The 19,770-nt window shown below is 71.0% G+C and carries 14 protein-coding genes; 5 read left to right on the forward strand and 9 right to left on the reverse strand.

Annotated features, from left to right (window positions below):
• Positions 1 to 56 precede the first annotated feature (56 nt).
• On the reverse strand, positions 57 to 1,499 hold the full coding sequence (locus QQX10_RS01915; protein WP_439710125.1) for a Gfo/Idh/MocA family oxidoreductase: 1,443 nt from the start codon (positions 1,497 to 1,499) through the stop codon (positions 57 to 59).
• Positions 1,500 to 1,749: 250 nt separating this feature from the next.
• Here QQX10_RS01915 and QQX10_RS01920 point away from each other — a divergent pair, with 250 nt between their 5' ends.
• Together QQX10_RS01920 and QQX10_RS01925 are read left to right on the forward strand one after the other, a co-directional pair.
• Positions 1,750 to 2,727, forward strand: coding sequence for a LacI family DNA-binding transcriptional regulator (locus QQX10_RS01920; protein WP_301120533.1), 978 nt, complete (start codon positions 1,750 to 1,752; stop codon positions 2,725 to 2,727).
• Between the two features lie 16 nt (positions 2,728 to 2,743).
• The gene (locus QQX10_RS01925; protein ID WP_301120531.1) at positions 2,744 to 4,327 is read left to right on the forward strand and encodes a UxaA family hydrolase; all 1,584 of its coding nucleotides are present in this window, start codon (positions 2,744 to 2,746) and stop codon (positions 4,325 to 4,327) included.
• A 117-nt stretch (positions 4,328 to 4,444) separates the two neighbouring features.
• On the opposite strand, the gene QQX10_RS01930 is transcribed toward QQX10_RS01925, so the two are convergent.
• From QQX10_RS01930 to QQX10_RS01965, 8 genes are all read right to left on the reverse strand, one after another.
• Entirely contained in the window at positions 4,445 to 5,548 is a 1,104-nt protein-coding gene (locus tag QQX10_RS01930; protein ID WP_301120529.1) for a sugar kinase, read from the reverse strand.
• A gap of 25 nt (positions 5,549 to 5,573) precedes the next feature.
• On the reverse strand, positions 5,574 to 6,245 hold the full coding sequence (gene eda, locus QQX10_RS01935; RefSeq protein ID WP_301120527.1) for a bifunctional 4-hydroxy-2-oxoglutarate aldolase/2-dehydro-3-deoxy-phosphogluconate aldolase: 672 nt from the start codon (positions 6,243 to 6,245) through the stop codon (positions 5,574 to 5,576).
• The gene (locus QQX10_RS01940) at positions 6,242 to 7,609 is read right to left on the reverse strand and encodes a mannitol dehydrogenase family protein (RefSeq protein WP_301120525.1); all 1,368 of its coding nucleotides are present in this window, start codon (positions 7,607 to 7,609) and stop codon (positions 6,242 to 6,244) included. Before QQX10_RS01940 ends, eda begins: the two co-directional genes overlap by 4 nt.
• Before the next feature lie 14 nt (positions 7,610 to 7,623).
• Entirely contained in the window at positions 7,624 to 8,835 is a 1,212-nt protein-coding gene (gene manD, locus QQX10_RS01945) for a D-mannonate dehydratase ManD (RefSeq protein WP_439710124.1), read from the reverse strand.
• A gap of 41 nt (positions 8,836 to 8,876) precedes the next feature.
• Positions 8,877 to 10,070, reverse strand: coding sequence for a mannonate dehydratase (gene uxuA, locus QQX10_RS01950; protein ID WP_301120521.1), 1,194 nt, complete (start codon positions 10,068 to 10,070; stop codon positions 8,877 to 8,879).
• Positions 10,071 to 10,181: 111 nt separating this feature from the next.
• On the reverse strand, positions 10,182 to 11,504 hold the full coding sequence (locus tag QQX10_RS01955; RefSeq protein ID WP_301120519.1) for an ABC transporter substrate-binding protein: 1,323 nt from the start codon (positions 11,502 to 11,504) through the stop codon (positions 10,182 to 10,184).
• Positions 11,505 to 11,587: 83 nt separating this feature from the next.
• On the reverse strand, positions 11,588 to 12,499 hold the full coding sequence (locus QQX10_RS01960; RefSeq protein ID WP_439710121.1) for a carbohydrate ABC transporter permease: 912 nt from the start codon (positions 12,497 to 12,499) through the stop codon (positions 11,588 to 11,590).
• Positions 12,492 to 13,433, reverse strand: coding sequence for a carbohydrate ABC transporter permease (locus QQX10_RS01965; protein ID WP_439710120.1), 942 nt, complete (start codon positions 13,431 to 13,433; stop codon positions 12,492 to 12,494). The genes QQX10_RS01960 and QQX10_RS01965 overlap by 8 nt, the downstream gene beginning before the upstream one ends.
• Before the next feature lie 282 nt (positions 13,434 to 13,715).
• Here QQX10_RS01965 and QQX10_RS01970 point away from each other — a divergent pair, with 282 nt between their 5' ends.
• Genes QQX10_RS01970 through uxaC form a run of 3 tightly spaced genes read left to right on the forward strand, consistent with a single transcriptional unit; the run spans position 13,716 to position 19,770 of the window.
• Entirely contained in the window at positions 13,716 to 14,729 is a 1,014-nt protein-coding gene (locus QQX10_RS01970) for a LacI family DNA-binding transcriptional regulator (RefSeq protein ID WP_301120517.1), read from the forward strand.
• Between the two features lie 29 nt (positions 14,730 to 14,758).
• A complete protein-coding gene (locus tag QQX10_RS01975) occupies positions 14,759 to 18,355 on the forward strand; it encodes a glycosyl hydrolase 115 family protein (RefSeq protein ID WP_301120515.1) in 3,597 nt (1,198 codons plus the stop codon).
• On the forward strand, positions 18,352 to 19,770 hold the full coding sequence (gene uxaC, locus QQX10_RS01980) for a glucuronate isomerase (protein ID WP_301120513.1): 1,419 nt from the start codon (positions 18,352 to 18,354) through the stop codon (positions 19,768 to 19,770). Before QQX10_RS01975 ends, uxaC begins: the two co-directional genes overlap by 4 nt.

Here is a 19,770-nt window from a genome sequence, read left to right on the forward strand (position 1 = left end):
GCCCCGCTGCTCGGACTATACCGGTGCCCTCCGGAGCTCCGACCGGAGCGCTCGCCCTACAGCGCCTCGCCCAGGTCCAGACCCGAGATGTCGACCGCCTGCCCCGTCTCGAGCGAGATGTTGCCGGCGATGCCGACCGCCACCGCACGAAGGCCGTCGCGGTATCCGGCGGCCCGGCCGAGCGGGTCCTCGCCCACCCGCAGGTGACGCCGGAAGACGTCCGTCAGCAGGATGGCGTCGCCGCCTCCGTGTCCGCCCTGGCCCTCGGGGATCGGGACCTCCTCGGCGGCCTCCCAGTGGCGCTGGACCAGCAGACGCTCACCCTCGGGCCGCAGCTCGGACGCACCGAGCGCGTCGGGCGTGGCGGAGGGGTCGAGCACCGCACGGCCGCTCTCATCGCGGACCACGGCGCCACGCTCGGTCACCTCGAGCTCCGCGCGGCCCTCGGTGCCGTTCACGGTGACGCGATAGCCCTCCCACGGGCTGTGGGCGTTGAGCGAGTACGTCATGACCGCGCCGCCGCGGTAGTCGACCACGACCGCGAGGTTGTCCTCGATCGTGATGCCCTCCGCGAACGGGTCGCCGTCCCGGCGGTAGCCGTCGTACCGCTCCGGCTCGAGGTAGAGGGCCGCCAGCCGGGGGTCGTCGTGCAGGTCGAGCGAGAACGGGTCGTCACCCGCGCCGGTCCCGCGCTCCGGACGCGGCCACAGCCCGCGGGCGCGGGCGTTCTCGGCGCCGTAGAACTTCAAGCCACCGCGCGCATAGACGCGCGTCGGGACGTCGCCGAGCCAGTAGTTGACCAGGTCGAAGTGGTGGCTCGACTTGTGGATGAGCAGCCCTCCCGAGCTCTCCTTCTGGCGATGCCAGCGCCGGAAGTAGTCCGCGCCGTGAACGGTGTCGAGCGCCCACTCGAAGTGCACCGAGGTGACCGTGCCGATCCTCCCGGAGCGGATCACCTCCCGCAGCGACGAGTTGCGGGGCGCGTACCGGTAGTTGAAGGTCATGACGATGTCGCGACCGGTGTCCGCGATCGCGCTCGTGATGACGCGGCACCCCTCCTCGGTGGTGGTGAGCGGCTTCTCGACCACCACGTCGGCGCCGGCGCGCAGCGCCCGATCGATCAGCTCCGCGTGGGTCGAGTCGATGGTGGTCACGATGACGACGTCGACGGCGCACTCGGCGATCATCCGCTCGAGGCCGTCCGCATCGTATCGAGGCAGGCCGGCGGTGCCGTCGAGGTCGCGCGCCCGGCCCACGTAGCCGTCGTAGTAGTCGATGCGACCGGGATTGCGATCGAGCCAGGCCACGATCTCGCCGACGTCGCCGTGGGGTCCGTTGAGCGCGTCGACATACATGCCGGCGCGATGACCGGTGCCCACCACCGCGTACCGCACCCGGGGCGCGCCGGGCTCGGGGTCGACCAGCTGGGGCATGACGAGCGGGCTCGGCCCGCCGGCGCCCGCCCGGCTCGGGGGTGCGGTGGGGTTCTGATCGATCACATCGGTCACTGCGTGCGTCCGTTCTCCGCGAGGTCCGCGCAGCGTCCTCGCTGCGAGACGTGAGGCCTGTCATGAATGCGCTTTCACGCGACGATCCCACTATGCCACGCCGCCCTCACAAGGGCAAGTGATCGGTCACTACTGCGGAACGAAACGCTGTCCCGCCACCGCTGCCCCACTGGCGACATCCGGACTTCTCATGCCACAATGAAACCGCATTCATTCCTTTCCCCGACGTTGAGGAGCTTCCATGGCGACGCTGAGAGACGTGGCCCAGGCCGCGGGCGTGTCCCCCGCCACGGCATCGCGCGCCCTGAGCGCGCCTGACTCCGTGTCGAGCGGGCGACGCTTCAAGGTGCTCGAGGCCGCGCAGAGGCTCGGCTACCAGCCCAACCGCTCCGCGCAGGCGCTCGCGTCGGGACGGAACCGACACCTCGGCCTGGTCCTCCCGGACCTCGCCAACCCGTACTTCGCCACCATCGCCAAGGGGGTCCAGCTCGAGGCGCGCGAGTCGTCGAACGCGGTGCTGGTCGCGGACACCGACGAGGATCCTCGTCGCGAGCACGACGTGGTCAGGGAGCTGCAGACCCGCGTCGACGGTGTGGTGCTCTGCTCCCCGCGCATGCCCGAGGAGCAGATCCTCGAGTGCGCCGCCCGCGGCCCGCTGGTCCTGGTGAACCGCGAGATCGAGGGCATCCCCTCCGTCACCTTCGACGTCGCGAGCGGAATGCGGCAGACGCTGCTCCACCTGCGCGCGCTCGACCACCGCACCATCGCCTACGTGGGCGGCCCGGAGACCTCCTGGTCCGACCGGCATCGCCGCCGGGGCCTCGACTCGGTCGCCGGCATCACGGTGATCGACCTGGGACCGCATCGTCCCGTGCACGCCGGGGGCTTCGCCGCCGCCGATCTCGCGCTCGAGACGGGCGCCACCGCGGTCGTGTGCTTCAACGATCTCGTCGCGCTCGGGGTCGTGAGCCGGCTCCAGTCGCGGGGCGTGGCCATCCCGTCGGGGATGAACGTGGTCGGCTTCGACAACATCCCCGGCTCGACCTACGTGACACCCGCGCTCACCACCGTCGCCGTGCCCCTGCAGCGCGCCGGCCGCGAGGCCGCCATGCTCCTCGACCCGTCGCTCAGCCCCGCGGACGCGGCCCCCGCCCAGCTGCGGCTGGACGTCGAGCTGATCATCCGCGAGTCGACCGCCCCGCTCACCCCCGCCCCCTGAAATCACAAGGACGCTCATGGCCACCGTCTCCCCCACCCCGACACCCGCCTGCACGGATGACGCATCCGCGCCGGCCGACCTCGCCGACGTTGCCGTCGTGCTCGCTCCCGAGGACGACGTCGCGGTGGCCACGCGGGACCTCGCGGGTGGCACCGTGCTGCGATCGGGTGGCGCCACGCTGACGGTGCGGACCACCGTCGCGCGTGGGCACAAGCTCGCGATCCGCGCTCTCGAGGCGGGTGCCCCGGTCCGCAAGTACGGCCAGGTGATCGGCCGTGCCACGGCCGACATCGCGGCCGGATCCCACGTCCACGCGCACAACCTGGGCATGGACGACGGCGCCCGCGACCTCCAGGTGGGGGTCGACCGCCGCGACACCGTGCCCGCCCCTGAGAGGCTGACCTTCCAGGGCTATCGCCGCTCGGACGGCTCGTGGGGCACCCGCAACTACATCGGCATCGTCACCTCGGTCAACTGCTCGGCGTCCACGGCCCGCATGATCGCGGACCAGTTCCGCGGCCCGGTGCTGGACGCCTACCCGCACGTCGACGGGGTGGTCGCGCTCACCCACGACACCGGATGCGGGCTGGTGCCGACGAGCGAGGGCGCGCAGATCACCCTCCGGACGCTGCGCGGCTACGCGACCCACCCGAACATGGCCGGGCTGCTCGTGCTGGGCCTCGGGTGCGAGATGCTCCCCGCCCAGGGGCTTCTCGACGGCACCGGCGTGCGCGAGGACGTGCCCGTGCGCACGCTGATCATCCAGGAGAACGGCGGGATCCGGGCTACCGTCCGCGCGGGCGTCGCCGCGATCGAGGAGATGCTCCCCGAGGTCGACGCGCTGCGCCGCCAGGAGGCTCCCGCCTCGGCGCTCGTCCTCGGGCTCAACTGCGGCGGCTCCGACGGCTACTCCGGCATCACGGCGAACCCCGCTCTCGGCTTTGCGAGCGACCTGCTGGTCGCCCAGGGCGGCACGTCGATCCTCGCCGAGACGCCCGAGGTCTACGGCGCCGAGCACCTGCTGCTGCGCCGCGCGGTCTCGCAGGATGTCGCCGACCGGCTCATGGATCGCCTCCGTTGGTGGGAGCGCTACGCCGAGGCCGGCGGGGGCACGCTCGACAACAACCCGTCGCCCGGCAACAAGGCGGGCGGGCTCACCACGATCCTCGAGAAGTCGCTCGGCGCGATCGCCAAGTCGGGCTCGTCCGAGCTGGTCGCGGTCCACGAGTACGCGGAGAAGGTGACGGAGAAGGGCCTCACCTTCATGGACACGCCCGGCTACGACCCGGTCTCCGTCACAGGGATCGTCGCGGGCGGCGCCACCGTGGTGGTGTTCACCACGGGGCGGGGATCCGTGCTCGGCTGCAAGCCGTCACCCTCCATCAAGGTGGCGACCAACACACCCATGTACGAGCGCATGTCCGAGGACATGGATCTCAACGCCGGGCGGATCGTCGACGGCACCGCCACCGTCGAGCAGGTCGGCGAGGAGATCCTCGCGCAGATCCTCGCGGTGGCCTCCGGCGAGGCCACGGTCTCCGAGGAACTCGACCTGGGCACCGACGAGTTCGTCCCGTGGCAGCTGGGCGCGGTGACCTGAGCGTTCGCCGAGACGCCGAGGGGCCCCTGGCATCGCCAGGGGCCCCTCGCCCTCTCTCAGGGCGGACGATGCCGGGGCGCGGGAGGCAACGGTCCACGCCGCGGCATCGTCACGACTTCATCGGTCGACGCGCGCTCCGCCGCCCGCCGCGAGCTTGAGCACCTCGGCCTTGGTGGCCATGGTCGTGTCGCCCGGCGTGGTCATGGCGAGGGCGCCGTGGGCGGCGCCGTAGTTCACCGCGGTCTGGAGGTCCTGACCGTCGATGAGCCCGTAGATCAGGCCCGAGGCGAACGAGTCGCCGCCGCCCACGCGGTCGAGGATCTCGAGGCCCGGACGATGCGTCGCCTGCACGAGCCCCGTCGAGGGCGACCACGCGATGGCCCCCCAGTCGTTGACCGTCGCCGTGCGGACGGTGCGCAGCGTGGTGGCGACCACCTGGAAGTTCGGGTAGGCGGCGACCACGCGGTCGATCATGGCGCCGAACTTGTCGACCTCGATGGCCGAGATGTTCTCGTCGACGCCCTCGACCTCGAATCCGAGGGAGGCGGTGAAGTCCTCCTCGTTGCCGATCATGACGTCGATGTGGCGGGCGATCTCGCGGTTGACCTCCTGCGCGCGGGCCTTGCCGCCGATGGACCTCCACAGGCTCGGCCGGTAGTTGAGGTCGTAGGACACGAGCGTGCCGTGCCTCTTGGCGACCGTGACGGCCTCGATGACGGTCTCCGCGGCGCCGTCCGACAGCGCCGCGAAGATGCCACCGGTGTGGAACCATCGCACGCCCAGGTCGCCGAACAGGTGCTCCCAGTCGACGTCGCCCGGCCTCAGCTGGCTCGCCGCCGTGAGGCCCCGGTCCGACACGCCGACCGCGCCGCGCACGCCGAACCCGCGCTCGGTGAAGTTGAGGCCGTTGCGCACCTCGCGTCCGATGCCGTCGTAGTCGCGCCACTGGATGAACGAGGTGTCGAGGCCACCCTGGAGGATCAGGTCCTCGACCAGGCGTCCCACCTCGTTGTCGGCGAGCGCGGTGACGATCGCACCGCGCAGCCCGAAGCAGCGACGGAGGCCGCGCGCGACGTTGTACTCGCCGCCCCCCTCCCACGCACGGAAGGAGCGTGCGGTGCGGATCCGTCCCTCGCCGGGGTCGAGGCGCAGCATCACCTCGCCCAGCGACAGCGCGTCGTAACGGGTCTCGGAGGCGGGGCGGACGGTGAGGTCGTTCATGGGAGGTGCCTTACGGGTCGACGGGTCAGGGACGGAGCTCGGCGGCGCGAGCCGAGGCCTGCGAGATCAGGGTGGTGAGGTGCGCGACCTCGCCCGCGGCCACGGCGGCACGAGGGACCATCCACGAGCCGCCCACGGCCGCCACGGACGGAAGCGCGAGGTAGTCGCCGAGGTTGTCGAGCGAGACTCCCCCGGTCGGCACGAAGCTGACGTCCACGAAGGCGGCCGAGAGCCCCGCGATCGCCTTCGGTCCGCCTGAGGTGCCCGCGGGGAAGAACTTCACGGTGGTGACGCCGAGCTCGAGCGCGGCCTGGATCTCGGTCGCCGTGATCGCACCGGGCAGCGCGAGCACGCCGCGCTCCGCGGCACGCTCCACGACCGCACGGCTGGTGCCGGGCGACACGACGTACGTGGCACCGGCGTCGACGGCGGCGTCGACCTGGGCCGGCGTCAGCACGGTGCCGGCGCCGACCAGGATGTCGCCGCGATCGGCGAGGCGCCGGATCGCCTCCGGCGCGGCGGCCGTGCGGAAGGTCACCTCGGCCACGGGCAGCCCGCCCGCGGCCAGGGCGCCGCCGAGCGCATCGGCGGCCGAGGCATCGTCGATCACGACCACCGGCACCAGCCGGTGCGCCGCGAGGCTGGCAAGGGTGGACTCGGGCATGGTCGCCTCCTGGGTGTCGGTGCGGGTCGTCATCGCGCGGCCCCCTCGCGGGCGGCGAGCAGGGCGTCGGCCGCGGCGACGATGCCGTCGAGGGCCTGGTCGTCCGAGGCCAGGTCGGCGTCGAGCACGGCGACGAGCGCTCGCGCCGCGTCGCCGAGGTCCGGCAGCGCGGCGAGCTCGCAGAGCTCGTCGGCGCGCGGATCGCGGACCGGCACCGGGCGGGCGCGGAGGAAGGCGACCCAGGCGCCGAGGACCATGAGCGCGGCCTCGGGGACCCGCCCGGCCTCCCGCTCCGCGAGGACCACCGGCAGCACGCGCCCGAGCAGCTTCTCCGAGCCATCCATGGAGATCTGCGCCAGCTCGTGGCGGATGCTGGGGTTCTCATACCGCTCGATCAGGTGCCCGCGATAGGCGGCGTTGGAGTCCGCGTCGAGCACGATGTGCCGCTGCGCCTCGTCCCACCAGCGCTCGACCCAGCCGCGGCAGTCCGGGTCGAGGATCGCGTCACGGACCGTGACGTGCCCGAGGAGCAGGCCCCGGTACGCGAGCAGCGAGTGCGACCCGTTGAGCAGCCAGTGCTTGCGGTGCTCGTAAGGTGTCACGTCGTCGACGAAGGTCGCGTCCCAGTCGGGCCGGCCCGCTGGGAAGTCGCACGCGATGACCCATTCGGTGAACGGCTCCGTCGGCACCGGCGCTGAGTCCGCGAACCCGCCCTGACGCTCGACCTCGGCGACGAGCGCCGGCGTGGTGGCGGGGGTGATGCGGTCGACCATCGTGGAGCCGAAGGTGACGTGCGCGTCGATCCAGGCGAGCAGCGTCGGGTCGACCCGATCCGCGTACCGCGTGACGGCCTCGCGCAGCCCCGGTCCGTTGTCCGGGAGGTTGTCGCACGGCAGCAGCACGATCCCGCCCGCCCCCGCGGCGCGGCGGGCGAGCAGCCCGGCGACCAGTCGGCCCACGGCCGAGGCCACGGCGGCGCGCGGGTCCGACCGGAGCGCCGCCACCTCGTGGGCGTGCGCCCCGGCGGGGTCCACCCGATATCCCGCCTCCGTGATGGTGAGCGTCACGATCGCGACCTGCGGGTCCTCGAAGTAGCCGAGCCATGCCGCGGCCTCCGTGGCGGCATGCACGGCCGAGAGCGACTCGACCACGCGCAGCTCGTCGCCGCCCGGCGCCTGCGTGACCAGCGTGTAGGCCCCGCCCTGCGGTCGCAGCAGGGTCGACATGCGCGGCGAGCGACCGTCGAATGCGGCGTAGCCCCACTCCGCGGCATCGGACGCGGTATCCGTGTACCAGGCCTGATGTGCACGGAAGAAGTTGCCCAGACCCAGATGGATCATCCGGATCGGCCGGATCGCGGTGCGGCGCGCGAGCGGTGCGAGGGTCGGCGAGTTCATGGTGGTTCTCCTGCTCACCAGTCGTGCACGCTGCCGTCGAGACGGCGTGCCACCGGGAGGTACTTGGGGTTGTAGGGGAAGGCGGCGGCGGCCTCGTCGTCGTACTCGACCCCGAGGCCCGGCTCGTCGCTCACGTGCAGGTGTCCGTCGGCGTACGTCACTCCCGTGCGGAAGACCTCGGCCACCTGGTCGGGGTAGCCCATGTGCTCCTGGATGCCGAAGTTGGGGATCGCGGTGTCGAGGTGGATCGCGGCCGCCTGACACACCGGGGAGAGGTCCGAGGCACCGTGCGATCCCGAACGCACCTGGTAGAGCGCGGCGAGGTCGAAGATCCTACGCAGGTGCGTGATGCCGCCCGCGTGGACCACGGTGGTACGCACGTAGTCGATGAGCTGCTCGGTGATGAGGTGCTGGACGTCCCAGATGCTCGTCAGCACCTCCCCCACCGCGATCGGCGTGGTCGTGTGCCGGCGGATGAGCCGGAAGGCCTCCTGGTTCTCGACCGGCGTCGGATCCTCCATCCAGAACAGCTGGACGTCCTCGACCTCCTTGCCGAACCGCGCGGCCTCCTGGGGCGTGAGGCGGTGGTGGACGTCGTGGAGCAGATGGAAGTCGAAGCCGAACCGCTCCCGGACGGCCCGCAGGTACGTGGGGGCGAAGCGGAGGTAGGCCCCGGTCGACCACGGCTGCTCCTCGGGCAGCGACGAGTTCGCCGGCTCGTACTTGCCGTCCTTCTTCACGCCGTAGGTGCCGGCGATGCCGGGGACGGCCGCCTGAGCGCGGATCGCCTGGTACCCGAGCTCCTGGGCGCGCGCGACATCGTCCAGCAGCGCGGCGGTGTCCGCTCCGGAGGCGTGGGTGTAGACGAGCACCCCCTCCCGCGACCGTCCGCCGAGAAGCTGGTACACGGGCAGCCCCGCCACCTTGCCCTTGATGTCCCAGAGCGCGGTGTCGACGGCGGAGATCGCCGTCATGGTGACGGGCCCCCGGCGCCAGTACGCGCCGCGGTACAGGTACTGCCACATGTCCTCGATGCGCGCGGGGTCGCGGCCGATCAGCAGCGGGACCAGATGGTCCTCGAGGTAGCTCGCGACGGCGAGCTCGCGCCCGTTGAGGGTCGCGTCGCCCAGGCCGGTCACGCCGTCCGAGGTGGTGATCCTCAGGGTGACGAAGTTGCGGCCGGGGCTCGTGATGAGCACCTCGGCGCGCTCGATGACGGACACGATCGTGGCTCCTTGTGCGGTGGGTGGGATGAGGCGGGGACGGGTCAGGCGGGAACGGGCGTGAGCGCGGAGCGGACGGCGAGCTCGACGCCGCGGAGCTCGGCCAGCCCCTTCATGCGTCCCAGCAGCGTGTAGCCGGGGTTGGTCCGGCGTGAAGGGTCCTGGTCGAGCAGGATCTGGTGGCCGTGGTCGGGCCGCATGGGCAGCCGCGGACCGCCCTCGCGTGCACGGCGGTCCTCCTCGAGCAGCAGCTCGCGGATCACGCCCACCATGTCGACGTCGCCGTCGATGTGGACGCCCTCGTGGAAGGAGCGAGGGTCGGCCTCCCGCACGGTCGAGCGAAGGTGGACGAAGAAGATGCGGTCGGCCAGCTCGCGCGCCATCGCGACCAGGTCGTTGTCCTCCCGCACGCCGTAGGAGCCGGTGCAGAACGTGAGCCCGCTGGCGGGTGAGTCGACGGCGTCGAGCAGCCAGCGCGCGTCCGACGCCGTGGACACGACCCGCGGCAGGCCGAGCAGCGGCCGTGGCGGGTCGTCGGGGTGGATCGCGAGGCGGACGCCGGCCTCCTCGGCGGCCGGCACCACGGCCTCGAGGAAGGTGCGGAGGTGGCCGCGGAGCTCGTCGGCGCCGACGCCGTCGTAGCGCCGGAGATCCTCGCGCAGCGACTCGACCGTGTAGGTCTCCTCGGCGCCGGGCAGCCCCGCGATCACGGTGGCGATGAGCCGCGCGCGGCCCGCGTCGGTCATCTCGGCGAGTCGCGCGGCCGCCGCCCTCAGGTCGGCCTCCGCATAGTCGTCCTCCGCGCCCGGGCGGCGCAGGAGGTGGACGTCGAACACGGCGAGGTCGACGTGGTCGAAGCGCAGGGCCCACGAGCCGTCCGGCAGCGCGTAGGCGAGATCGGTGCGGGTCCAGTCGAGCACCGGCATGAAGTTGTAGCAGACCGTGTCGATGCCGCAGCGCCCGAGGTTGCGGACCGTCTGGGCCCAGGCGTCGAGGCGGCGCGCCGCTCCCGGCTCGCCCGACTTGATGTCCTCGTGGACCGGGATGGACTCCACGACCGACCAGGTGAGACCCGCGGCCTCGATCTCCGCCTTGCGGGCGAGGATCGCCTCGACCGGCCACACGGTCCCGTTGGGGAACTCGTGCAACGCGCTGACGACTCCGGTCGCGCCCGTCTGGCGGATCTCGGGGAGCGTGACGGGATCGGCGGGGCCGAACCAGCGCCAGGTGTGCTCCATGGTGTCTCCCGTGGGGGTGAGGGGGGTGGGGGTCGTGCAGCGGACATGCGAAGCGGCGGGCGGGGCCGCGCTGGAGGGCGCGCAGGCCCGCCCGCCGCAGGGGTCAGAGCGTCAGGCGGCGTCGATCGACGACTGCAGCTCCGAGATGAACGCGTCAGCCGCGTCGATCGGGCTCGAGCTCTCGAAGTAGACCTCGAGGATGTAGCGCTGGATCAGGCCGTCGACGCCCGAGGCGCCGTTCGGCACGATCTCGGGTGCCTCGCCGAGGAGGTCGGCGATCGAGTCCGTGTACTCCACGGCCTTGGTCTCCTCGGGCGTGAGCGAGTCCGCCAGGAGCTCGATCGTGTTCGGGTTGGCCGGCAGGCCGCGCTCGGTGCCGATGATTTCGGCGGCCGTCGGGTCGTTGACCAGGAAGTCGATCAGCTGAGCCGCCTCCTCCGGGTGCGCGCTCTGCGAGGAGACCGAGAAGTACATGCCGGGCTTGAGGTAGAGGTACTTCGACGCGTTCGCGTCCTCGGTCGGGAGCTTGACGGCTACGAGGTTCGCGCCGTCGGACGCCGCGGTGTAGGCCGCGATCTGCGTGATCTGCGTGAAGGCCATCGCCTGCTTGCCGACCGAGAAGTCGATCTGGTCGAGCGGGAGCGACGCCTGCTCGGAGTAGGCGGTCGCCTCGGCGGAGGCGCCGATCTTGCTCATCTCGAGACCCTGGGCCAGGTAGTCCGCGAGGACCTCGGGCGAGATGGAGACGTTGCCGTCGGTGAACAGCGCCTCGCCGTTCTGGCGGGCCCAGAGCTGCAGCGAGAACTCGTTGTTCATCGGCGCGGTGCCGACGACGTCTCCGCCGGAGACCTCGGTGACCTCGGCAGCGAAGGCGTAGAAGTCGTCCCACGTCCAGCTGTCGGTGTCGGGCAGGGTGAGGCCCAGCTCGTCGAGGATGTCCTGGTTCACCAGGATGGTGAAGCCCACGGTCGAGACCGGCATCGCGTACTGCGTGCCGTCGACCTGACCGATGCCGAGCACGCTGTCCGACAGGTTCGAGGTGTCGAGCGTCGACAGCGCGCCCAGGTCGGCGAGCGTGCCGCGCTCGGCGTACGACGCGAGGTACAGCTGGTCCATCTGGATCACGTCGGGCATGTTGGAGCCCGCGGTCGAGGTCGCGAGCTTGTCCCAGTAGCCGGTCCAGTCGGAGAACTCGCCGACCACCGTGATGTTGGGGTACTCGGCCATGAAGGCGTCGATCGCCTCCTGGGTCCGCTCGTGGCGGGCGTCGGAGCCCCACCAGTTGAGGCGGATCTCGACCTGCTCGCCGGAGCCGCCGTCGGCGCCCGACGAGGCCGGGTCGGACGAGCCGGAGGAGCAGGCCGCGAGGCCCATCGTGGCGGCGGCCGCGAAGGCTGCCCCCGCGAGGACGCGGCGGGAACGGGTGAACTCCATGGTGAACTTCCTCTCTGAAGCGATGGCTATGGATTCAGGGTGTGCGGTGGTGAAGGGGACCCGACGGATTGGAGACGGGCTTGCTACTTGCCACCGGTGGTGGCGATTCCTCGGACCAGGTACTTCTGACCGAAGGCGAAGGCGAGCACCACGGGGATGATCGACACGACGCTCATGGCGAAGAGTGCTCCGTAGGAGGACTGGGACTGCGCGTCGATGAACGACCGCAGGGCGACCGGAACCGTGTACTTGTTCGGGTCCGTCAGGTAGACCAGCTGGCTGAAGAAGTCGTTCCACACCCAGATGAAGGTGAAGATCGCGGTGGTGGCGAGCGCCGGCTTCATCAGCGGCAGCAGGATCTGGAAGAAGGTCCGGATGTGGCCGGCGCCGTCGATGCGCGCCGCCTCGTCCAGCTCGCGCGGCAGGCCGCGGATGAACTGCACCATCAGGAAGATGAAGAAGGCGTCGGTCGCGAGGAGCTTCGGCAGGACCAGGGGGAGGAACGTGTTGATCAGCCCGAGCTTCGAGAACATGATGTACTGCGGCACGATCACCACGTGGATCGGCACCATGATGCTGACCAGCATGATCGCGAAGGCTGGCTTCTGGAACTTGAAGCGGAGCCGGGCGAAGGCGTAGGCCGCCATGGAGCACGAGACCAGGTTGCCGATGATCGAGCCCAGCACGATCAGCGCCGAGTTGAACATGTACACCGAGAACGGGTTGCCGAGCGCGGTCCACCCGTTCGTGTAGTTGTCGAAGTACAGCGACTCCGGGATCAGCGAGGCGTTGCCGAAGATCTGGCCGTCGGGCCGGAAGGAGCTCGCCACCATCCAGAGGATCGGGTAGAGCGCGATCACGACCACCACCAGCATGCCGGCGTGGCGCATGACCTGACGGAACCGGGTGCCGGCGCTCACCTTGCGGGGCGTGAAGGACGCGTCGTGGGAGGACTCGGCGGATCGGGAGCGAGCCCGGGTGGCAAGGTCAGTCATCGTAGTGAACCCATCGCTTGGAGAGCCAGAAGTTGAGACCGGTGAACGCGCCGATGATCAGCACGAGGAGCCACGCCATCGCGGCCGCGTACCCCATCCGGAAGTTCCCGAAGCCCTCCTGGTAGAGGTAGAGCGTGTAGAACAGCGTCGAGTCGGCCGGTCCACCGGTTCCGCCGGAGACCACGTAGGCCTGGGTGAAGTTCGAGAACGCGTTGATGATCGCGAGCACCAGGTTGAAGAAGACGATCGGGGTCAGCAGCGGGAGCGTGATGTGGCGGAACTGCCACCAGGCGTTCGCGCCATCCGTCGACGCCGCCTCGTAGTACGACTTGGGGATCTGCCGCAGGCCCGCGAGGAAGATGACCATCGGTGAGCCGAAGGTCCACACATGGAGCAGGACGATCGTCCACAGCGCAGTGTCGGGATTCGAGATCCAGCTCTGGGTCGACTCGATGCCCATCCAGCCGAGGATCGCGTTGAGCAGCCCGTCGGCGCCGAACACGAGGCGCCACAGCACCGCGATGGCGACCGAGCCGCCGAGGAGCGAGGGCAGGTAGAAGGCCGACCGGTAGAACGGGAGGAACCTCATGCCCCGATCGAGCGCGAGAGCCAGGACCAGCGCGACGAGCAGCTGCAGCGGCACCGACACGATCACGTAGGTGAAGGTCACCTTGAGCGCCTGATGGAGACGGTCATCCGTGAGCATCCGCTCGAAGTTGTCGAGACCCGTCCACTCCGGCGGCTGGAGCAAGTTGTACTTGGTGAACGACAAGTACAGCGAGTACAGCAGCGGCCCGGCGGTCAGCCCGAGGAGGCCGATGATCCACGGCGCGAGGAAGCCCAGCGCCGCCTTGTTGTCGGGCTGCTTGACCTTGATCTTGCGCCCGGCCTTGTCGCGCTCAGTGCGCATGCGATCGAGCTCGGCGAGGCTCATGGCTTCACCGCCCGATGCGTCCTGGCGTCGTTGCCCATCATGTCCCTCTCCTTCGAGGCGTCCCGGTCGTCTGATCGACCGCTGGACTTCGTGGTGATGTCCGACACATTGGCATCGTTTGCGGTACGTGTCAAGCGCTGTTGCAGAAATGTTGCAAACGTGCGTCAGTCCCCGTTCAGATGCTCTTGTTCATCGCTATGAAAACCATTGCAACTATTTGCAAAACAGGTTGCAGGTCCGCTAGTGTCGGAGCATCGTCACCATGACATCGAAGGAGCTGCCGTGAGCGCGACCATCAATGACGTTGCACGCGTTGCGGGCGTCTCGCCCTCGACGGTGTCGCGCGCCCTGAGCGGCGGGCCGGTCAACGCCGCCACCCGCGACCTGGTGCGCCGGACCGCCGAGACCCTCGGCTACCAGCCCAACCGCGCGGCGCGCGAGCTCATCACGGGCCGCACCGGAGCGCTGGGCCTCCTGGTCCCGGATCTCGGCAACCCTTACTTCACCGAGGTGATCAAGGGCGCCTCGTCACGCAGCCGCACGTCGAGCTACCCGATCTTCGTGTCGGACACCGACGAGCACGTGGCGCGCGAGCACGAGACGATCGCCTCGCTGCGCCACAACACCGACGGCCTGATCCTGTGCTCGCCGCGAGGCACCGACGAGGAGCTCCTGGCGCTCGCTCAGACGGGGCCGACGGTGATGGTGAGCCGTCACGTGCCGGGCGTGCCATCCGTCATGGGAGACGCAGCCGCCGGCATCGAGCAGGCGCTCCAGCATCTCGGCGCGCTGGGCCATCGCAAGGTCGCCTACATCAACGGCCCGGCCGGGTCGTACTCCGAGGGCCGCCGCAGCGCCGGCCTTGCGGCAGCTCAGGCGCTCGGCATCGAGGTGGTCGAGGTTCCCGCCGCCGCACCCACCTTCGACGCCGGCGTGCTCGCGGCCGACCTGGTGCTCACCACGGGCGCGACGGCGATCATCGCCTTCAACGACCTCATCGCCATCGGCGTCCTCAACAGGCTCACCTCGCGCGGGATCCGCGTCCCCGAGGACATGAGCCTGGTCGGTCACGATGACATCCCGATGGCGTCCATGTGCACCCCGAACCTCACCACGATCGCGGTGCAGAAGGAGCGGCTCGGGTTCACCGCCACGGACCTGCTGCTTCGGCTGCTCGATCAGCGCGCCGCCCGGTCCTCGGCCACCGAGCCCGACGACACGTGCCTGCAGCTGCCGTCGATGCTCGTGGTCCGCGGCTCGACCGGGGTCGCACCGTCCACGCCTCCGCGTTCGTGACCCTCCGCCACACCCTCAGGGAGAAGAAGATGTCGTACGTGGGTCCCTCCGACCCGATCGAGCTCGCGAGCCGCGGCGCTCTCACCACCATCGCGCTGGACGCGCGCGAGGACGGAGCGGTGGCACGGGCTGTCGCCCACCTGGCGGGCGATCTCGCGGACGCCTGCGGCGCACGCACGTCGATCACCGCCGAGGTGGACCGGGCGCGCATCGTCGTCGGCACGCTCGGCTCCCCCGCGGGGGCCCTCGCGGAGTCGCTCGGCATCGACCTCGACCCGCTTCGGGACGGCGACCGTCCGGCGTGGGAGGCCTACCTCATCCACGCGATCGACGACCGCCTCTTCATCCTCGGGAGCGACCGCCGGGGCGCCATCTTCGGGATCTACGATCTGTGCCGCGCCGCCGGCGTCTCGCCGTGGCGGTGGTTCGCCGATGTGCCGGTCCGCACCTCCGACCGCCTGTCCGTCAGCCCGGGCCGTCTGGTGGCCGACCGCCCGTCGGTGAAGTACCGGGGCATCTTCATCAACGACGAGGAGGAGCTCGAGACCTGGGCGCGGACGCACACCGCGGACGGCACGATCGGACCCGAGCTCTACGAGAAGGTCTTCGAGCTGCTGCTGCGCCTCCGGGCGAACCACATCTGGCCCGCGATGCACGTCAACCACTTCAACGGCGACCCGCGCAGCGGGCGGCTCGCCGAGGACATGGGGATCGTGATCGGCACGTCCCACTGCGACATGCTGACGCGCTCCAACCAGAACGAGTGGGCGCCCTGGCTGGCCGAGCGCGGCGAGGACGTGGAGTACGACTACTCGATCCCGGGCAGCAACCGGGAGGCGCTTCGGGACTACTGGCGCGGCGGCATCGAGCAGAACCGCGACTACGAGATCGCCTGGACCGTCGGGATGCGCGGCATCCACGACAGCGGTTTCGTCACCGCCGCGATCGACGCCGACGAGTCGCTCTCCCCCGCCCAGAAGGCGGACGCCAAGCGCGACCTGCTGGCCTCGGTGATGCGCGACCAGCTGGGCCTGCTCGACCAGGTGGTCGGGCCCGACACCAGCGGCAACCGCCTGACCACGTTCGTCCCGTACAAGGAGGTGCTGGGGCTCTACGACGCCGGCCTCCCGCTGCCCGACGACGTCACCGTCATCTGGGCGGACGACAACTTCGGCTACGTGCGTCGCTTCCCGACCCCTGCGGAGGCCGCCCGCGGCGGTGGCAACGGGCTGTACTACCACTCGTCCTACTGGTCGCAGCCGCCCCGCAGCTACCTGTTCATCAGCTCCACGCCGCTCGCGCACATGAAGCACGAGCTGCGCAAGGCATGGGACCACGGCATCCGCACCCTCTGGGTGAACAACGTGGGCGCGATCAAGCCGCTCGAGCAGGACCTCGAGTTCTTCGTCCAGTACGCGTGGGAGGTCGGCCGGGAGTCGACCACCGCCGACGTCGACGACTTCACCGCCGGCTGGGTGGACGGAATGTTCTCCGGCGGGCACGGCACCGAGGTCGCGGACCTCCTGCGCACCTATGCCCAGGTCACCAACGTGCGCAAGGTCGAGCACCTCACCAACCGCGCGTTCGACCAGACCTCCTACGGCGACGAGGCGGCGCGCCGTCTGGCGACGCTGCGGGACCTCTACGATCGCGTCAACACCGTGCTCGAGTCGCTGCCCCCAGCGGAGCAGGACGCGTTCTTCGAGCTCGTGGCCATGAAGGTCCACGCCTCGTACCTGAGCGCCGGGCAGTTCGCCTACGCCGACCGCTCGCTCCTCGCGTACGACCAGGGAAAGAGGGTCGCCGCCGACCGGTACCTCGAGATCTCCCGCGCGTTCGAGGACAACCGCCGGGCGATGATCGCCCACTACAACACGGTCATGGCCGACGGCCGGTGGGACGGCATCCTCACCCCCGAGCAGTTCGCCCCGCCCACGACGGCGCTCCTGCCCGCCGCCCGCCCCGCCCTGGCGCTGGGCGCATCCGGCCTGGGCGTCACGGTGTGGGGCCAGGACGCGTCGGCGGTCGCACGGCGCCTCACCCTCTCGCCGCACTCCCCCCACACGATGTGGATCGAGGTGTTCCCCACGGGCGGCGACGCCATCGAGGTGACCATCGAGTCGGACCCCTGGATCGAGGTCGAGCGCCCGGGCGGACCCGTCGCCGTCGAGCAGCGGCTCGCCGTCCGCCTGCTGGACTCCGCCGATCACCCCCGGTCCGGACGGATCGTGGTGACGGGCGCCGGCGAGTCCATCACGGTCGACGTCACCGCCGAGGCCGCGGTCGCGGCAACACCCGGCAGCCGCATCGAGGCGGACGGGGCCCTCGCGCTCCTGGCCGACGAGCCCTCGATCATCGAGGCCGCCACGCAATCGTCGTGGTTCACCGTCCCCGGCGTGGGCCGCGACCAGAACGCCCTCCTCGCGGTGTCCGGCGACCCCCGTGACGACGCCGGCGGCGGAGCCCGCGCGGGCTTCCGCATCCACCTGCGGACTCCCGGCGCGCACCTGCTCGAGCTGCATCGCTTCCCTACGCTCGACTCCACGGGCCGCATCCGGCTCGGCGTCGCCGCCGACGACCGCCCGGCCGTCGTGGTCGAGTCCGACACGACCGATGAGAAGCGCGGCACGTGGTGGGACGTGGTGGTCGAGAACGTCGAGAAGCTCACGCTGCGGCTGCCGTTCCTCGACGCCGGCGAGCACACGCTGTGGCTCGAGGCGATCGACCGCCACGTGGCCCTGTCCAAGCTCGTGATCTACACGGACGAGCGGCGGCCGTCGGCGCTCGGCCCGCTCGCGGCCCTCGCCCTGGGCGCCAGCCCCGCCGGTCCCGACCCCGACCCGGCCGCCGTCGACCTCGACGGCATCGAGCGCACCAGGGCCGACCGCTACCGCGTCGACCTCGACGCGCTCGAGCCGCCCGCCGCGGTGTTCGCGCCGGCCGACTTCTGGTCGGACGACACGACCTTCAAGGTGCCGCCGCGCGCGGCGCAGCCTCGCGCGGCCGCGGCGGCCCGGCGCGATCCCCGCCGCAAGGACCTGGTGGGCGCCATGCCCCGCGGCCCGGTCGCGCAGCTGTCGTCGGGAGCGTTCGCGGTCGAGGCCGAGTGGGCGCTCAGGAACGATGCGCACGCCTACATCACCGCGAGCCTCGACTCCCCCGTGGTCGCGTGGCGCCACACGCACGCGGAGACGGCCGGGCGGACCGGCCTCGCGATGCATGTGGACCAGCCGCGACGCCGCTGGGTGGACCCGACCCGAGCCCCGGGCCTGCACTACTCGTTGGACGTGTCCACACCGGGCGAGTTCCACGTGTGGGCGCTCGTCAAGTACGACAGCCACGCCGACGACGGGCTCTTCCTCGCGGTCGACGGCACGCCGCAGCCCCTCGAGGAGCAGTCGGCGCAGGGCGCGATGTACACCTTCGGCACCCAGCAGGTGTGGGTCTGGGCGCACGTCTCGACGCTCGCGCTGGCCGCCGGACCCCGCACCCTCTCCGTCCTCGCTCACGAGGCCGGCCTGCGGGTCGACCGCCTCTATCTCACGCTCGGCGACGAGCGGCCACCTCTCGACGCCGAGTGGCCCCAGCCCGCGTCGCCCGTCCACCACCTCGAAGGAGAGTCATGACCACGCCCTGGTCGCTGCACGCCGAGCGGGCGCTGCCCGCGGATACCACCACCCGTGCGATCGCGACGGAGATCTACCGGTCGATCGCGGACCTGCCGATCACGTCGATGCACGGTCACGTCGACGCGGGGGTCTTCGACCGAGACGAGCCGTTCGGCGATCCCGCCGAGGTGCTCGTGACGCCGGACCACTACCTGCTGCGCATGCTCGTGTCCCAGGGCGCGAACCTGGCGGAGCTGGGGGTGCGCACGCTGGACGGCTCGCCCTACGAGACGGACCCCCGCGCCATCTTCCGGAAGTTCGCCGCGGGCTGGCACCTGTTCCGCGGGACCCCGACCCGGTACTGGATGGAGCACGTCCTGGTCGAGGTCTTCGGCGTCGAGAAGCCGCTCAGCGCCGACACGGCGGACGAGGTCTACGACCAGATCGCCGCCCTGCTGGCCTCGGACGCGTTCCGGCCCCTGGCGCTGCTCGATCGCTTCAACATCCAGCTGATCGCGACCACCGATGGCGCCGCGGACCCGCTCGCCCACCACGCGAGCCTGCGGGCGCGCGGTTGGGGGGACCGGATCGTCCCGACGTTCCGCCCCGACCCCTTCCTCGCCCTCGACGGCGCGCACTGGCGCGACCACATCGACGCGCTGAGCGTGGCGTCGGGCATCGACGTGGCGAGCTACCCCGCGTATCTCTCGGCCCTCGAGCAGCGTCGCCAGGCGTTCGTCGCGATGGGCGGCGTGGCCACCGACCACGGCACGACCATCCTCAACACCACCCCCCTCGCCGACGCGGAGGCCGCGCGCATCTTCGACGCCGCCCTGGCGGGCACGGTCAGCGCGGCGGAGGCGCAGGCCTTCGGCGGCCACATGCTCACCGAGATGGCGCGCATGTCGACCGAGGACGGGCTGGTGATGCAGCTGCACCCCGGTTCGCTGCGCAACCACGACCCCGCGGTCCAGGCCCTCCACGGCCCGGACGTCGGCTACGACATCCCCTTCGCGACCGAGTTCACGCGAGCGCTGCAGCCGCTGCTGATGCGGTTCGGCCACCACCCGCGGCTGCGGCTGATCCTCTTCACGCTGGACGAGGACACCTACTCGCGCGAGCTCGCGCCGCTCGCCGGGGTGTATCCGGCGGTGCGCCTGGGAGCGCCGTGGTGGTTCCTCGACGCTCCGGACGCCATGCGCCGCGGACGCGAGGCCGTCACGGAGACCGCGGGCTTCTACAACACGACCGGCTTCGTCGACGACACCCGTGCGTTCTTCTCGATCCCCGCCCGACATGACCTGTCGCGCCGCGTGGACTCGGGCTATCTCGCACGCCTGGTCGCGGAGCACCGCCTCGAGCTCGACGAGGCGATCGCGACCGCGTACGACCTGACGGTCACGCTCCCCCAGTCCGCCTACACGCGGACCTGA

Source organism: Demequina lignilytica (assembly GCF_030418305.1).
Classification (GTDB): Bacteria; Actinomycetota; Actinomycetes; order Actinomycetales; family Demequinaceae; genus Demequina; species Demequina lignilytica.

Coding starts and splice junctions, on each gene's coding strand:
- QQX10_RS01965 (WP_439710120.1), bottom strand. CDS start 13,433: ATGAGCCTCGCCGAGCTCGATCGCATGCGCACTGAGCGCGACAAGGCC.
- uxaC (WP_301120513.1), top strand. CDS start 18,352: ATGACCACGCCCTGGTCGCTGCACGCCGAGCGGGCGCTGCCCGCGGAT.
- QQX10_RS01955 (WP_301120519.1), bottom strand. CDS start 11,504: ATGGAGTTCACCCGTTCCCGCCGCGTCCTCGCGGGGGCAGCCTTCGCG.
- QQX10_RS01920 (WP_301120533.1), top strand. CDS start 1,750: ATGGCGACGCTGAGAGACGTGGCCCAGGCCGCGGGCGTGTCCCCCGCC.
- eda (WP_301120527.1), bottom strand. CDS start 6,245: ATGACGACCCGCACCGACACCCAGGAGGCGACCATGCCCGAGTCCACC.
- QQX10_RS01930 (WP_301120529.1), bottom strand. CDS start 5,548: ATGAACGACCTCACCGTCCGCCCCGCCTCCGAGACCCGTTACGACGCG.
- QQX10_RS01940 (WP_301120525.1), bottom strand. CDS start 7,609: ATGAACTCGCCGACCCTCGCACCGCTCGCGCGCCGCACCGCGATCCGG.
- uxuA (WP_301120521.1), bottom strand. CDS start 10,070: ATGGAGCACACCTGGCGCTGGTTCGGCCCCGCCGATCCCGTCACGCTC.
- QQX10_RS01975 (WP_301120515.1), top strand. CDS start 14,759: ATGTCGTACGTGGGTCCCTCCGACCCGATCGAGCTCGCGAGCCGCGGC.
- QQX10_RS01925 (WP_301120531.1), top strand. CDS start 2,744: ATGGCCACCGTCTCCCCCACCCCGACACCCGCCTGCACGGATGACGCA.
- QQX10_RS01960 (WP_439710121.1), bottom strand. CDS start 12,499: ATGACTGACCTTGCCACCCGGGCTCGCTCCCGATCCGCCGAGTCCTCC.